The sequence below is a fragment of the Stenotrophomonas sp. PS02289 genome (genome assembly GCF_029960115.1).
Lineage (GTDB): Bacteria > Pseudomonadota > Gammaproteobacteria > Xanthomonadales > Xanthomonadaceae > Stenotrophomonas.
In genome coordinates, this window is the sequence record NZ_JASCOZ010000124.1 from 1 (window position 1) to 12825 (window position 12825).

The window sequence follows — 12825 nt, forward strand, 5'->3', positions numbered from 1 at the left end:
GGGCTTGCCCGGCTGCCGTTGGCGGATGGTGTGACGCGAAAAGCAGCCGGGCAAGCCCGGCTCTACGGGATGCGCCGTTGGCGGATGGTGTGACGCGAGAAGCAGCCGGGCAAGCCCGGCTCTACGTCATGCATTTCAAGGATGTCGGCGTCATTGGGGTAACGCGTAGGCCAGCACATAGTCGCCGCGTGGTGTGCCCATCGCGTGGTGACCGGCGGCGACGATGACCACGTATTGGCGTCCTCCGTGCTGGTAGATCATCGGCGTGGCCTGGCCACCTGCCGGCAGCGGCGCGCGCCAGAGTTCCTTGCCGGTTTTCAGGTCGATGGCGCGCAGGAGATCATCGTTGGCGGCGGCGATGAAGATCAGCCCGCTTGCGGTGATGACCGCCCCGCCCGCGTTGGGCGCGCCGATCTCGATCGGCAGGTGCGAGCGCAACCCGAATGGCCCGATGCCGCGCGCACTGCCGAACGGCCGCTCCCACAACACCGCGCCGCTGCGAAGTTCGACGGCACGCAGTCCGCCGTAGGGCGGCTGCTTGCACGACAGCCCGGTGAACAACAGCCGCCAGCCGGCGTTGCCGCGCCAGTTATCCCCCGCAGAAGCCTGGGCACCATAGCCTGAGAACGGCGCGCCGCTCAGCCAACCGGTCAGCCCGCTGTCCGCCTCCGCGCCTTTCCGAAGGTAATCGGGCAGATCGGTGTAATTCGAGACGATCACACCGTGGCGCGGATCAACGGCCACCCCGCCCCAGTCCACGCCCCCGTGTTGGCCGGGATAGGCAATGCGTGCATCCGCGCCCGCCTGCGCAGCCCGCCTGAACTGGATGCGGCAGACCAGCTGGTCCAGCGGCGTCAGCCCCCACATGTCACGCTCGTCGAGCGTGTGCGCACGCGGCTGCGTGGCCGCTGGCGCGACCGCAGGCGAATCAAGCCGCTGCCCTGTGCGGCGGTCCAGCACATACAGATCACCTTGCCGCGTCGGCAGCACCAGTGCGGGCACCTTGCCCGCGGCGGTGGGATAGTCGACCAGCGAGGCCTGGGCCACGACGTCGTCATTCGATGCATCGCCCGGCAGTGCCTGCAACGTCCAGGCCGGCTTGCCGGTGGTGGCATCCAGCGCCACCAGTGCAGTGGCCACGCGCTCGCGCCCTTCAGCCCCTGTCGCGTCACCCAGCGTCAGATACACCAGGCCCAGCTGCTCATCGCTGGTGGCCGTGGCGAGCAGGCGCGGCGTGCCGGGCGTATAGGTCTTTCCCTGCGCGGGGCGCGTGGTGAGTTCGGGTGCACCGAGATCCCATGCCCAGCGCAGCTTTCCGCTCTGCGCGTCGAAGGCCTGGATGACGCCGGAGGGCGCGCTGCCATCGGCCCGTTGCAGTCCCTGGTGGCCAGCGATGATCAGCCCACGCGTGATCGTGGGCGGCGCGATGATCGCCACCTGCCCGGGGACCACCTCGCCCATGCCGAGGGTGATGTCGACCTGGCCGTTGTTGCCGAACTGCGCGCACGGACGACCGCTGGTCGCGTCCACCGCCACCAGTCGACCGTCCAGCGTGCCTTCAATGATGCGGGCCACACACGGTGCGCGACTGGCGGTGCTGACGACCCCACCGCCCTCGGCGGGCAGCGCCACCGGCACGGCCAGATCGGCGGCCACGTCGGACAACAGGGGATCGATCTGCGGCGCGACGGGCACCTCGTAGTAGGCCACGCCCCGGCAGGCCGTGGTGGAGGGAATGGCGGTGTCGCGCACCTTGGGATCAAAGCGCCAGCGCAGGGTGCCCGTGCCCGCATCCAGCGCGATCAGTTGATTGCGGGCACTGCAGAGATACAGGGTGTCGCCCACCTTCAACGGCGTGGTTTCCGCACCCCAGCGACGGCGTGGGCGATCACCGGTGCGGAACGCCCAGGCGGGCGCGAGTTTTGCGACGTTGGCTGGGGTGATCTGCTGCAGGGGGGAGAACCGGGTTCCGGCATTGCTACGGCCCCAGGCGGTCCAGTCGCCGGCAGCAGGATCGTCAGCGGGTTGCGCGCTGACTTCGCGGGTGGGCGCGAGGCCGGCACTGGGAACCGCCTCGGGGAACGCCTCGCGGCCGGTCATTCCACCGTGCGACGCAAACGCAAGCCCGACCAGCAGCAACAACCCCAACCCGAGAACACCGGCGGCAGTGCGGGAGGCGCGGCGCGGGACGGGATCGCGCAACGTGGGCAGCAACAGCGCCAGCACGAATGCCAGCACGGCGAACGCGCCAATGCGCGGCAGCCAGCGCCAGTAATCGCTGCCGGATTCCCATGCCGTCCAGAGGAAGGTGCCGGCGAACACGGCGAAGAACAGCCAGGCCCCCATGCGGCGGTTGCCCCAGAGCAGCACACCGCTGGCCAGCAGGCCGACGCCCGCCAGCAGGTAGTAAGCGGAACCGCCGAGCTGGAACAGCCAGAGGCCGAGGCCGCCGATCAGCACGCCGAGGAGGATGAACAGCAACGACAGCACCGTGACCAGTGGATGGCGCGGCGTGGGCGGGCGGGATGGATCGGACGGCGGTGCGGCAGACATCGGTGCTCTCCCCGGTACGGCAGAACCTTGGAGCGCGTGGCCTCCCCGCCTTGGCGCTCCTTGGTGGGCTTATGCCAAACAGGGCGTGAATGTTTTGCGTTTTTTGGATTGCTGTCGAACGTGGCACGGCGTGCTGAGGGCCGGCCAACGGCCGGCGCTACCGGAATTTCGTCGAACGCAGAAAACACAACGCCGGCATTTCGCCGGCGTTGTGCATGCAGCTTGACGCGTGAATCAGCCCTGTGCGATGTCGTCGTTGACCGGCGTCGTGCTGACGCCTTCGGTCGGAGCGACGGCCACGTCCGCTTCTTCCTCGTCGTCCTCGATCGAAGCGTCCATGCGTTCCACCGCCTGCAGCTTCTCGTCCTTGGACAGACGGATCAGGGTGACGCCCTGGGTGTTACGGCCGACGCGCGAGATTTCCGAACCGCGCGTGCGCACCAGGGTGCCGCCGTCGGAGATCAGCAGGACCTCGTCGCGCGGGCCCATCAGCACCGCGCTGACCAGCTTGCCGTTACGCTCGGTGGTCTGGATGCCGATGACGCCCTGAGTGCCACGACCCTTGCGCGGGTAGTCCGGCAGCGGGGTGCGCTTGCCGTAGCCGTTCTCGGTGGCTGTCAGGATGTACAGCTTGGAATCGTCGTCGCCGCCCTCGATCACGGCATCGCCGTTCTCGCTGGTGGTGTCTTCGATCTGGCCTTCGTCCTCGTTCTCGTCCTCCAGACCGCCGGCCGATTCGGCCACGATCAGGCTGACCACTTCCTCGCCCTTGGCCATCTTGATGCCGCGCACGCCGGTGGCGGTGCGGCCCATCGAACGGACCTTGTCTTCGCCGAAGCGCACGGTCTTGCCGTTGGAGGCGAACAGCAGGATGTCGCGCTCACCGTCGGTCAGTCCGACGCCGACCAGGGCATCGCCCTCGTCGAGGTTGATGGCGATCTTGCCGCGCGCCAGACGGAAGGCGAACTCGCTCAGCGGGGTCTTCTTGACCGTGCCGTTGCGGGTGGCGAAGAACACAAACTGGCCTTCGGCGTATTCACGCACCGGCAGCACCGCCTGCACCCGCTCGCCGGATTCCAGCGGAATCCAGTTGATGATCGGGCGACCACGCGCGTTGGAGCCGGCTTCCGGCAACTGGTGCACCGGCAGCCAGAACACCTTGCCCGAGCTGGTGAAGGTCAGCAGGGTGTCATGGGTGTTGACCAGCCAGAGCTGTTCGATGAAATCCTCTTCCTTGGTCGCCGCCGCGCTGCGACCCCGGCCGCCGCGACGCTGCGCGCGGTAGGCGCTGACCGGCTGGCGCTTGACGTAACCGGCGTGCGACAGGGTGACCACCACGTCTTCCGGGGCGATCAGGTCGAGAATGTCCAGGTCTTCTTCGCTGTGGCGGATTTCGCTGCGACGCTCGTCGCCGAATTCCACCTTGATGCTGATCAGCTCTTCGCGGATCACCTGCAGCAGGCGGTCGGGATCTTCCAGGATGTGGATCAGCCCGGCGATCACTTCCAGCAGCTGCTTGTATTCCTCGGTCAGGCGGTCCTGCTCCAGCCCGGTCAGGCGGTGCAGGCGCATTTCCAGGATCTGGGTCGCCTGGATCTCGGTCAGCTGGTAGCCACCCTCGATCAGGCCCACGCCCTTGGGCAGGTCTTCCGGACGCGAGGCTTCGGCACCGGCCGCGCCCAGCATCGAACCGACCAGGCCCGGCTCCCACAGCCGTGCCAGCATGCGTTCGCGGGCTTCGGTGGGGTTCGGCGAGGTCTTGATCAGTTCGATCATCTCGTCGATGTTGGCCAGCGCAACGGTCAGGCCTTCCAGCACGTGGGCACGAGCGCGCGCCTTGCGCAGCTCGAACACGGTGCGGCGGGTGACCACTTCACGGCGGTGGCGGACGAAGGCCTCGAGCATCTGCTTGAGGTTCATCAACTGCGGGCGGCCATCGACCAGCGCCACCATGTTGATGCCGAACACCGACTCCATCTGGGTCTGCTGGTACAGGTTGTTGAGCACAACCTCGGCCGACTCGCCGCGCTTGACCTCGATGTAGATGCGCATGCCGTCCTTGTCGGACTCATCGCGCAGCTCGCTGATGCCTTCGAGCTTCTTTTCCTTGACCAGCTCGGCGATCTTCTCGATCAACCGGGCCTTGTTCACCTGGTACGGAATCTCGGTGACGATGATCGATTCGCGGCCGTTGTCGGCCACTTCGATCTCGGCCTTGGCCCGGATCCGCACGCGGCCACGGCCGGTACGGTAGCCGGCGACGATGCCGGCGGTGCCGTTGATGATGCCGGCGGTCGGGAAGTCCGGGCCCGGGATGTATTCCATCAGGCCATCAACGTCGATCTCCGGGTTGTCGATCAGCGCGATGCAGGCGTTGATGGACTCGCTGAGATTGTGCGGCGGGATGTTGGTCGCCATGCCCACCGCGATGCCGGCCGAACCATTGACCAGCAGGTTCGGGAACCGGGTCGGCATGACCGTGGGTTCCAGTTCCTTTTCGTCGTAGTTGGGCTGGAAATCGACGGTTTCCTTGTCGATGTCGGCCATCAGCTCGTGGGTGAGCTTGGACATGCGCGCTTCGGTGTAACGCATCGCCGCGGCGGAGTCGCCGTCGACCGAACCGAAGTTACCCTGCCCGTCCACCAGCATGTAGCGCAGCGAGAACGGCTGCGCCATGCGCACCAGGGTGTCGTACACCGAGGCATCGCCATGCGGGTGGTACTTACCGATGACGTCACCGACGATACGCGCCGACTTGAAGTAGGGCTTGTTGCTGTGCGCGTTGAGCTCGTTCATCGCGTACAGCACGCGGCGATGAACCGGCTTGAGGCCGTCGCGCGCATCCGGCAGCGCACGTCCCACGATCACGCTCATGGCGTAATCGAGGTAGCTCTTGCGCATCTCGTCTTCCAGGTTGACCTGGATGATTTCCTTGGCGTTTTCTGCCATTCGGGTTCCGTTGTCTGGTAGCGGTCCAGTCCGCCGCGGATGGCCTTTTCAGGGTGGCCGCGACGGAATCTCGATTAACCCATGGATGCTACCACAACGGGGGTTCTTTTGCCCGTATTTATGGGGGTTTTACGCGCAGAAATCAGACACTTACGAGAGCATCAGCCGAACGCGGCCTGCATGTTGGCCACGGTGGGATTCAGGATCACGCCCTTCTCGGTCACGATGGCGTCGATCAGCTCGCCCGGGGTGACGTCGAACACCGGATTCCAGGCGGCAATGCCCTCGGCCACCGTGCGGGTGCCACCCACACCGTACAGTTCACCCGGGTCGCGCTGCTCGATCTCGATCTGGTCGCCGTCGGCGGTCTCCATGTCCACGGTCGAGGACGGGGCCACCACCATGAACTTGACGCCGTGGTGGCGCGCGGCAATCGCCAGCTGGTAGGTGCCGATCTTGTTGGCGGTATCGCCATTGGCGCAGATGCGGTCGGCACCGACGATCACCCACTGCACGGCACCGGTCTTCATCAGGTGCGAAGCAGCGGAGTCGGCGATCAGGGTGGCATCGATGCCGTCCTGCTGCAGCTCCCACACGGTCAGGCGTGCACCCTGCAGCCACGGCCGGGTTTCACCGGCAAACACCTTGGCGATGCGGTGCTGCGCCATGCCGGCGCGGATCACGCCCAGCGCGGTACCGAAACCAGCCGTGGCCAGCGAGCCGGTGTTGCAATGGGTGAGCACACCACTGCCGGCGTCGATCAGCCCGGCACCCAAGGCCCCCATGTGGCGGTTGGCGGCCAGATCCTCGTCGGCGATGGCCTGCGCCTCGCGCACCAGGACCTCGCGCCAGTCGCTGCCGGCGGGCTGCAGGGCGCGACGCATGCGGGCCAGCGCCCAGGCCAGGTTCACGGCGGTGGGCCGCGACGCGTTCAGACGCTGCAGCGCCGGCTCCAGCTTGGCCAGGGCATCGGTACCGTCTTCGGCCTGCACGTCGCGGGCCGCCAGCACCACGCCCCAGGCGGCGGCAATGCCGATCGCCGGCGCGCCACGCACGGTCAGCGCATGAATGGCGGCGGCCACCTCGTCGCTGGTGTGGCACGCCACATGCTCCACCACGAACGGCAGCTTGCGCTGGTCGAGCAGCTGCAGGGAATCGCCGGTCCACAGGATCGGCCGGATGTGGTCGTAACGGGCGTAATCGATATCGGGGGATGCGTTCATGCCCCCATTGTAACGCCGGCTCAATTCACCAGAAACTCGGCGCGGCAGCCGTTGTCGACCCACACCCCACGGGCGTCCCAGCCCCAGCTGCGCCCTTCTTCGCACGGACTGCCGGACAGCTGTTTGCGCAGCTGCGCGCCCTGGCTGATGCCGGCCCCGCAGAAACGTCGCTGGCGCGAGCGCGACTCGCACACCAGCAGGCGCGGCACGTTGACGAAACCACTGCCGTCTTCGGCACCCACTTCAAAGTCGCCCTGGCAGCCCCGGGTGACCCAGATCTCGTTGCGGCGCGCGCCCCAGCTGTGGCCTTCGCGGCACGGCATGGAAGACAGCTGGCGCAGCAGGCGCACCGGCGCGCCCTGCAGCATGACCGGGCAGTTCTGTGGGCGGCCACTGGACTCGCAGCGCACCACGCGGCGCACCTTGCGCTCACCCAGCGAAGGGGAACCGGCGGGCAGACGCGCACGGAATTCGGCGCGGCAGCCCAGCGTGACCCAGACCCCGGAGCGGTCGGTGCCCCACTCCGAGCCGCGCACACAGCTGTTATCGGACAACTGGCGGACCAGGTCCACGCCCTGCTCCACTGGCATGTCGCAATGCACCCAGCCCATGTCCCGGGATTCGCAACGGACCACCTGCCCGGCGTAGCCGGTCTCGGCCGCGTCCACACGCTCGGGCACCAGGCCGGCGCACAGCGCCAGGCCCAGCCACGACCAGCTCCATCGCAGCGACGGCGGTACGGCAGCTTCCAACAGCTTCATCAACACGTTCCCCGCCGCCACAGTTCCATCACGGTGCCACCTTCCAACATCGGGTGTGATCAGAGCATCATCGTGAAGACCGCGCAAGATGCGGCACCCGGTTCTCAGGCGTGGGCGAAATCAAACGCCAGCACATCGGCGATGCGTGCGGTGCGGTTCATCGCCATCAGCAGGCGGTCGACCCCGACCGCGACTCCCGCGCAGTCAGGCAACGCCGGCAACGCCGCCAGCAGCCGCTCGTCGAGCGCAGGCAACACCGCCCCCCGGCCCGTGCGCACGGCGTGGTCACGTACGAAGCGCGCGCGCTGCTCCTGGGCATCGTTGAGTTCGTGGTAGCCGTTGGCCAGCTCGACCGCCCCCAGGTACAGCTCGAAACGCTCGGCCAGCGGCGGCGTGCCCGGCCGCACCCGCGCCAGCGCGGCCTGGCTGGCCGGCCAGTCGTGTACCACGGTCAGGGTGTCATCACTGAAATGCGGCTGGATGCAGTGGGTCATCAGCAGGTCCAGCCAGTCGTCGCGGGTCAGCCCTTCGGCATCGATGCGGACCTCGGCCAGCGGAGCCTGCAGCTGCTCCAGCGTCGCCTCGAACGGATCCACCCCCACGTGCTGCCGGTACAAGCTGCGGTAGTCGATGACGGTCAACGACGCATCGCGCTGCACCAGGGCCAGCGCGGCGCGCACCAGCGCAACCGTTTCCTCCACCAGTTGATGATGGTCCCAGTCGATCCGGTACCACTCCAGCATGGTGAACTCGGGATTGTGGCGTCCGCCGGCTTCGCCATTGCGGAACACCCGGCCCAGCTCGTAGCAGTCGCCGACGCCGGCGGCGAGCAGCCGCTTCAGCGGATACTCCGGCGAGGTGCGCAGCCAGCGCAGCGCGCTGCCGGCGCTGACATGACCACTGAAGCGGGTGTGGAAACTGTCGATGTTCGGCTCGGTGTTGCCGGCCTCGGACAGGATGGGCGTCTCCACTTCCAGCACATCGCGTTCGGCGAAAAACGCACGGATCAAGGCGTTGAGTGCGGCCCGTTGACGCAGCGCGGCGATCATCCGCGTGCATCCCGCAGGCGGTCGGCCAGCGGCAGCGACAGCAGCCCACGGGTTTCATCCACATAGCCACTGGCCAGGTACAGGCGGCGCGCCAACTCGTTGTGGTGGTTCACTTCCAGCCGCATCCGTTCCACCCCGCGCGCGTTGGCGCGTTGTTCGAGAATCGCCAGTGCCTGCTTGCCGCGACCGCGACCGCGCGCGGCGTGACTGAGGTAGAGCTCGTCCAGCAGCACGAAATGCCCGCCCTGCTCCAGGCTGAAACCCATCGCCAGCGCGGCATGCCCGACCACCTCACCGGCTTCGTTCAACCACAGCAGCACCTCGCCGTTGCGGGGGTCGCTCAGCAACGCGTCCAGCGCGCGACGCACGCGTGCCTCGTCGAATACGAGATGGTCTTCGGCATAGAAGTCACGCATCAGCGCGACCACCTGTTCGGTGTCAGCGACGGTGGCAACGCGGAAATCGAGAGGGGCAGTCTGCATGGGTTCAATCCGGTCCGGTCAGGCTCAGGCGTGGGAAGCGAGGAACGCGACCAGGCGGTCTTCGTCCCATACCTCGATGCCCAGCTCGGTGGCCTTGGTCAGTTTCGAGCCGGCTTCGGTGCCGGCGACCACGAAGGCGGTCTTCTTCGACACGCTGCCGGCCACCTTCGCCCCGAGCGCTTCCAGCCGCTCCTTGGCTTCGTCGCGGTTCATCTGGGACAGCGTGCCGGTCAGCACCACGGTCTGGCCATCGAGCGGGCCGGCGACGACGTCGGCCAGTTCAGGGGCTTTTTCCAGCAGCAGGCGGCGCTGGGCGTCCGCCTGGACCAGCATCGCGCCCTGACCGTTCGCTTCCAGCCAGGCGTTCAGTCCCAGCGCCACCTCGTTGGGCAGACCGGCGGCAGTGAGCTGTACCGGCTCGGCGTCCAGCAGCGACTGCGCGTCAGGCAAGGCGGCGGTCAACTTCTCCGCGCGCAGGCGGGTAATGCCGGGAATTTCGGCTTCGACCAGCAACTGGGCGAAATCCAGACCGTCGCGCAGCTTCGCACTCGGCGCATGCGTGTCGCTGATGCGCACGTTGCCGATGTTGATCAGCGCATCAATGGCCTGCTGGTTGCCCGGCTGCTCGAAGAAGTGGCCCAGCGAACGCGCGACTTCGCCGCCGATGTCGGGCACACGCTTGAACAGCGGCCACGGCAGGTGGCGGATCAGCCCCAGGTCACCAAACCACAGTGCCAGTGCCTTGGCGGTGCTTTCGCCCACGTGTTCGATGCCCAGTGCGAACAACAGACGTTCCAGCGTGGTGGTGCGGCTGGTGTCGATGGCCGCGATCAGGTTGTCGGCCCACTTGGTGGCGATCTTCTTCGTGTTCCATTCGAACGCGGTGTCCATGGACAGCGCCTGCGCGCGCCAGCCTTCGTCGGCCGCATCCAGCGCCAGCACGCGACGCAGGTATTCGCCGCTGCCGTCGCGCGGCAGGTGCAGTGCGATCTGGTCGGACAGCGCCTGCGGCGACTCCGCATCCAGCACCAGCTTCAGGTGCAGCAGCTGGTCGCGGGTCAGCCGGTACAGGTCGGCGACGCCGCGCACGATGCCGGCATCGACCAGGGTTTCAATGTACTTGCCACCCAGGCCGTCGATGTCCATCGCGCGACGCGAGGCGAAATGCGCGATGGCTTCCTTGCGTTGCGCCGGGCAGCTCAGTTCGCCGGAGCAGCGCCACACGGCCGCGCCTTCCTCCTGCACGATGTCCGAGCCGCACACCGGGCAGTGGGTGGGCATCTGCCACGCCTGCGTGTCTGCGGGGCGTCGGTCAAGGATGACGCTGACCACTTCGGGAATGACATCGCCGGCGCGGCGCACGATCACCGTGTCGCCGACCCGCACGTCGAGCCGCTTGATCTGGTCGGCGTTGTGCAGGGTGGCGTTGGCCACCATCACGCCCGCCACGGGCACCGGCGTGAGCCGCGCCACCGGCGTCGCCGCACCGGTACGGCCGATCTGGATTTCAATCGCCTCCACCGTGGTGGTCTGTTCCTGCGCGGGGAACTTGTGCGCGATGGCCCACCGCGGCGCGCGCGAGACAAAGCCCATCTGCTCCTGCCCGGCACGATCGTCCAGCTTATAGACCACCCCGTCGATGTCGAACGGCAGGCCATCACGGCGCTGGCCGATATCGCGGTAGTACGCCAGCAGCCCGTCGCGACCTTCCACCACCTGGCAGAGGTCACTGACCGGGAAGCCCCACGCCTTGAGCTGGGCCAGCGTGCCCGAATGGGTGGGCGGCAGTTCGCCACCGCTGACCTCGCCCAGCCCGTAGGCATAGAAGCTCAGCTTGCGTTGGGCACTGATCTTCGGGTCGAGCTGACGCAGTGAACCGGCGGCACCGTTGCGCGGGTTGGCCAACACCTTGCCGCCATGCAGGCGTGCATTGGCGTTGTAGGCCTCGAAATCGGCGCGGGCCATGTAGACCTCGCCGCGCACCTCCAGTACCGCCGGCCAGCCACTGCCCTGCAACTGCTGCGGAATGACCTGGATCTGGCGCAGGTTGGCGCTGACGTCCTCGCCGGTGCTGCCATCGCCGCGCGTGGCCCCCTGCACGAAATGCCCGTCTTCATAGCGAAGGCTGATCGCCAGCCCGTCCATTTTCGGCTCGGCCGAGAACATCACCGCGTCGCGGCGCAGGCGCTCACGGATGCGGCGAACGAAATCGTCCACTTCCTCGTCGCTGAAGGCGTTGCCGAGCGAGAGCATTGGAACCGCATGCCGCACCTCGGCAAACCGCGACGACGCCTTGCCGCCCACGCGCTGGGTCGGCGAGTCGCTGACCGCCAGTTCGGGATGGGCCTGTTCCAGGGCTTCCAGCTCACGCACCAGCGCGTCGTATTCCGCGTCGGGAATCAACTGCTCGTCGCGCTCGTGATAGGCCTGGCCGGCTTCATCAATCTGGCGACGCAGGTCCTGGGCACGTTCTGCGGGGCTGGGGCTCATGCGGAGGCTGTCGTGTAAGGGCATTGAATTCTAGGCGCTGGGCCTGCCGCAGGCCACCCGCAGGCCCGCCACCATCGGCCGCTTGTCGACCCTCGCGCGCGGTGCCAGCATGCGGATATTGTCCCGCCTCCGGTGTTTGCCCCATGTCATCGACCGTGCATTCCCGCCGCACCTTCCTGCAACTGGCCGGCACCGGCCTGACCCTGTCCGGCCTTGGCCTGGTGCCTGCCGCACAGGCGGCACCGACCACCGTGCCGCGCGCGGCCGGCCCGGTGCTGCTGAACTTCAATGAATGCCCGTATGGCCCGGCACCGGCCGCACAAATGGCCGCACGCGACATCGTGGCGGGCAGTGGCCGCTATCTTTTTGCATTGGCCGGCGAACTGCGCGACGCCTTCGCGGCGCAGGAGCAGATCGCAGCCGAGCGCGTCCGGCTGTACCCCGGCTCCAGCGAACCGCTGAACCGCGCCGCGGTGGTCTGGACCTCGCCCACGGCGGGACTGGTGGTCGCCGATCCGACCTTTGAAAGCCTGGGCGACCTGGCCGCGGCGCACGGGGCCACGGTGGAAAAGGTGCCGCTGCGTGCCGACGGCGCGCACGACCTGCGGGCGATGGTCGCCGCTGCGCAACGCATCCATGCCGGGCTGCTGTACCTGTGCAATCCGAACAACCCCACTGGTTCCATCACCCCGGCAGCCGAGATTGCCTGGCTGCTGGCCCACAAGCCGGCGCAGACCCGGGTGCTCGTCGATGAAGCCTACATCCAGTACAGCGACCAGCCCTCACTGATCGCGCAGGTGATGCAGCGCGACGATGTGATCGTGCTGCGCACGTTCTCCAAGCTGTATGGCATGGCCGGACTTCGCCTGGGTGTGGCCGCGGCGCACCCGGACCGTCTGCGCGAACTCGCCGGCCTGGGCGACAACCCGCTGCCGGTCACCGCGCTGGCCGCCGGGCTGGCCAGCCTGCGCGATACCGGGCTGGTGGCGCAGCGAAAGGCGCAGAACGCGCAGGTACGTCAGGCCACGATTGCCTGGCTGGGCAAGCGCGGCTTTTCCTGCGTGCCGTCGGAGGCGAACTGTTTTGTCGTCGATGTACAGCGCGACGGCAAGGCGTTCGTTGCCGCCATGGCCGAACGCGGCGTCATCATCGGCCGCAGCTGGCCGATCTGGCCGCAGCGGGTGCGGGTGACGGTGGGAACCGAGGCGGAAATGGAGGCGTTTCGCGCGGCGTTTTCAGCGGTTACGGGCGTGCCCGCGTAGGGTTCATGCGGGCCGGCCAACGGCCGGCGCTACCGGACAGTTGGGTAGCGCCGGCC

Annotated in this window: 8 protein-coding genes; 1 reads left to right on the forward strand and 7 read right to left on the reverse strand. The window is 67.5% G+C overall.

What is annotated here, in order from left to right; all coding sequences use genetic code 11:
• Positions 1 to 150: 150 nt before the first annotated feature.
• From QMX83_RS15670 to ligA, 7 genes are all read right to left on the reverse strand, one after another.
• Positions 151 to 2553 carry a PQQ-binding-like beta-propeller repeat protein gene (locus tag QMX83_RS15670; protein WP_282297568.1) on the reverse strand — a complete coding sequence of 801 codons (2403 nt, stop codon included), beginning with the start codon at positions 2551 to 2553 and terminating at the stop codon, positions 151 to 153.
• Between the two features lie 234 nt (positions 2554 to 2787).
• On the reverse strand, positions 2788 to 5502 hold the full coding sequence (gene gyrA / locus QMX83_RS15675) for a DNA gyrase subunit A (RefSeq protein ID WP_282297569.1): 2715 nt from the start codon (positions 5500 to 5502) through the stop codon (positions 2788 to 2790).
• A 161-nt stretch (positions 5503 to 5663) separates the two neighbouring features.
• Positions 5664 to 6725 (reverse strand): S-methyl-5-thioribose-1-phosphate isomerase, encoded by a 1062-nt coding sequence (gene mtnA / locus QMX83_RS15680; RefSeq protein WP_282297570.1) that lies wholly within the window; start codon positions 6723 to 6725, stop codon positions 5664 to 5666.
• Positions 6726 to 6745: 20 nt separating this feature from the next.
• Positions 6746 to 7486 carry a DUF3011 domain-containing protein gene (locus QMX83_RS15685; RefSeq protein ID WP_282297571.1) on the reverse strand — a complete coding sequence of 247 codons (741 nt, stop codon included), beginning with the start codon at positions 7484 to 7486 and terminating at the stop codon, positions 6746 to 6748.
• 104 nt (positions 7487 to 7590) lie between these two features.
• Complete coding sequence (gene epmA, locus QMX83_RS15690) at positions 7591 to 8535, reverse strand: EF-P lysine aminoacylase EpmA (RefSeq protein ID WP_282297572.1); 945 nt, start codon at positions 8533 to 8535, stop codon at positions 7591 to 7593.
• Positions 8532 to 9017 (reverse strand): GNAT family N-acetyltransferase, encoded by a 486-nt coding sequence (locus QMX83_RS15695; RefSeq protein WP_282297573.1) that lies wholly within the window; start codon positions 9015 to 9017, stop codon positions 8532 to 8534. The genes epmA and QMX83_RS15695 overlap by 4 nt, the downstream gene beginning before the upstream one ends.
• Positions 9018 to 9041: 24 nt before the next feature.
• Complete coding sequence (gene ligA, locus QMX83_RS15700; protein ID WP_282297574.1) at positions 9042 to 11507, reverse strand: NAD-dependent DNA ligase LigA; 2466 nt, start codon at positions 11505 to 11507, stop codon at positions 9042 to 9044.
• A gap of 143 nt (positions 11508 to 11650) precedes the next feature.
• Here ligA and QMX83_RS15705 point away from each other — a divergent pair, with 143 nt between their 5' ends.
• The gene (locus tag QMX83_RS15705) at positions 11651 to 12769 is read left to right on the forward strand and encodes a pyridoxal phosphate-dependent aminotransferase (protein WP_282297575.1); all 1119 of its coding nucleotides are present in this window, start codon (positions 11651 to 11653) and stop codon (positions 12767 to 12769) included.
• The last annotated feature ends 56 nt before the right edge of the window (positions 12770 to 12825 follow it).

Bases quoted from the DNA above. Each gene is read 5' to 3' on its own strand.
- mtnA (WP_282297570.1), bottom strand. From the start codon at position 6,725: ATGAACGCATCCCCCGATATCGATTACGCCCGTTACGACCACATCCGG.
- QMX83_RS15695 (WP_282297573.1), bottom strand. From the start codon at position 9,017: ATGCAGACTGCCCCTCTCGATTTCCGCGTTGCCACCGTCGCTGACACC.
- QMX83_RS15670 (WP_282297568.1), bottom strand. From the start codon at position 2,553: ATGTCTGCCGCACCGCCGTCCGATCCATCCCGCCCGCCCACGCCGCGC.
- QMX83_RS15685 (WP_282297571.1), bottom strand. From the start codon at position 7,486: ATGAAGCTGTTGGAAGCTGCCGTACCGCCGTCGCTGCGATGGAGCTGG.
- ligA (WP_282297574.1), bottom strand. From the start codon at position 11,507: ATGAGCCCCAGCCCCGCAGAACGTGCCCAGGACCTGCGTCGCCAGATT.
- QMX83_RS15705 (WP_282297575.1), top strand. From the start codon at position 11,651: ATGTCATCGACCGTGCATTCCCGCCGCACCTTCCTGCAACTGGCCGGC.
- gyrA (WP_282297569.1), bottom strand. From the start codon at position 5,502: ATGGCAGAAAACGCCAAGGAAATCATCCAGGTCAACCTGGAAGACGAG.
- epmA (WP_282297572.1), bottom strand. From the start codon at position 8,535: ATGATCGCCGCGCTGCGTCAACGGGCCGCACTCAACGCCTTGATCCGT.